Genomic DNA, 2,660 nt, shown 5'->3' with positions numbered 1-2,660 from the left:
CTTCTATCATACATTCCCCCCTGACAATTAATCCACCCTGCCTAGCCCCCCTTAATAAGGGGGGGACAAGAGCGTTCAAAGTCCCCCTTATTAAGGGGGATTTAGGGGGATCTAGACTTTCAGACCGACTAGAGAAACACTGGGTTTTAGGTCGAAACTCGATCCCCCCTAGCCCCCCTTAAAAAGGGGGGGAGAAGAGTTTTCGCTCAAAGTGGGTGTTTTTATTGAATTGTCGAGAGTCGATCGCCCAATTACGTTTGTATCTTTTCTCCGTTATGTTTTTGAGCATTTCAAGCCGCCCTAAATATTCCTAAAAACAGAAATTTTCAAGGCTAAGTTTGCCCCTGTTTCAATGAAGCAGGGAAGGGTTAAAGTTGTTTTTGAAGAAGCTTTAGTGATATTTGCTAGGGCTTCAGACCTCATTCCAAATTTCACCTCTCGGTTTATATTATCAGAAATCAGAAAAAAAGCAAGTGCCAATTATAACTATTTTGGAAATGTAGTGCTGGCGACCAGAAACCGGGTTTTTCATCGATTTTAAAGGCTGCGATTCCATATTTTGGTAAAAACCAGATTTTAGAGTCAGCCCTAATTAAGTTGACAAAAAAGCTTTACACAAACTTTATAATCGAAAGAGGGTTATTGGTGTAGGATAACCGTGAAGAAGCTAAAAAAATCGAAAAATTAAGCATTGACAAAGTATAGACTCGATCGCCCGCCAGACCGCAAGCTAAGCCCGGCAGATGTGAAGCGATCGCCAATACGTAAAATTTGTTAAGTTTGCGTAGTTTTTCAAACAAACAGAAATTTTCAGATTATTACTTACAGATTTTTGTCAAGTAACGATTTTGGTTGAATGCGGGAGGCATTCGATCGAGTTCGTGCGATCGAAATTCATATTAATCAAGGTGCAAAAATTATGGGTTGGCTAAATTTTGGTGGCAAAAAACGCAAAGAGGCTCAAGGTTTTGGGAATTCACCGAAACGCAAAGGCCGCAAAAAATCCCGCAGTCATGTGTTGGAAAGAATTGTGACTCCGAGTGCGGGTGTGGGGGGATGGCTGGATGATTTCGATCCGCTGCATCATTTATTCGGTTCTTTGTCGCTACCAGATTTAGATTTACCTAATTTCTTGGCTGATAGTGGCGTTTGCCCGATCGCCCCTGGTGCACCAACTAATAATTTACCGCCGCTGATTGATTTCGACCCGCTGGGTCTGTACCATGATGGGATTGCCACTCAATCGCCTTACAATCCGGGCGGTGCGTTTGAGACTTTGCCGGTGGCTGTAATTCCGATCGATCCAGGTTCGCCGAATCCGAAAGATCCGAATGCGATTCGGCAATTCTTAAATTTTCCGTTGGCTTCTCAGCCGTATTTAGGAACGATTGATACTGGTGTGAGTGCGGATAGTCCTTATTTGAATTACGCGAATATCAAGCAGGGCCGCGATTATGTAGATGGGGATAACAATCCGTTGCTGAAAGCTGGGGAAGGTAGCGAGCACGGTACTTTTATGTTGGGGATTATTGATGCGATTAATAAGACTGCGCCGAAGTGGGTGGGAAGGGCGATCGATTCTGGGAGATGGGCGGATTCTTTGGTAGAGTTTGTGGATGCTGCGAAGGCTTCTGGACAGAAAAATGCGATCGCGAATCTCAGTTTGGATTTGACTCAGAAGAATGCTGACGGGAGTGTGACGACGCGCTATGAGTTGACGACCGCAGAAAGAAGTGCGATCGAATATGCGCGGCAAAATGGGGTAATGCTGGTAGTGGCGGCGGGTAACGACGGCGGTGTGATGTCGGTTTTGGGTCAAGCTTCTCAGGAATTTGACAATATTTTTACGGTTGGGGCTGGGGATATTAACGGGCGATCGATCTATTCTAGTTATGGTCGCGGTTTGGATATTGTGGCGGATGGCGGCACGACTGAACACCCCGGTTTATCGACTGTGGGAAATGATTTGGGCACGATGGCGGGGACTTCGGTTGCGACTGCTAAAGTTGCGGGGGCGGCTTCTTTGGTTTGGGCGGCAAATCCTGCTTTGAACTATCGCCAAGTGATGGAGATTTTGAAGTCTACGGCGAGGGATTTGGGGCCGGTTGGATGGGATGATGAGACGGGTTTTGGGTTTTTGAATACGTTGGCGGCGGTGGATTTGGCGAAGAAGACGACGCCGCAACAATATGATGAGCCGGCTACTATTGTTCCTGAAAGTTGGAGCGGCGAAGGAAAGGTAACGCCTGGGGAACGTGCGGTTGCTGTACCCCTGTGGCCAAATATCGAAGCAGTAAACTTTTCTGGTTCGGTAATGGCACCGATTGGTGCAAATGTGCGATCGGGGCCTAGAACTAGCTTTGGGATAGTCGGCACATATGGCTATAACACTACTCTTCAATTTAGCGGTTGGACTTATGGAGAGCGCATTCCTGACGTTCAGCTAGAAACTCCCGATGAGCGCTGGTATAGGATTGCGGGCACGAATAACTGGATAGCGAGCGCACTTATTAACGGGAATGCTCCCGGTTCTACTCCGTTACCACCTATACCAACACCAACACCAACACCAACACCAACACCAACACCAACTCCAACACCAACTCCAACTCCAACTCCAACTCCAACTCCAACTCCAACTCCAACTCCAACTCCAACTC

1 protein-coding gene is annotated in these 2,660 nt (G+C 46.8%); it reads left to right on the top strand.

The window, feature by feature from the left end; genetic code table 11:
* Window positions 1-856 precede the first annotated feature (856 nt).
* Window positions 857-2,660, top strand: a 1,804-nt coding sequence (locus QT974_RS31880) for a S8 family serine peptidase (RefSeq protein WP_333472377.1), incomplete at its 3' end; no start/stop codon positions are given.

The sequence above is a fragment of the Microcoleus sp. BM001215392 genome (assembly GCF_036700185.1).
GTDB lineage: Bacteria > Cyanobacteriota > Cyanobacteriia > Cyanobacteriales > Microcoleaceae > Microcoleus.
Note: the sequence above shows the minus strand (reverse complement) of the source record. Positions and strands in the feature narration are given on the sequence as shown.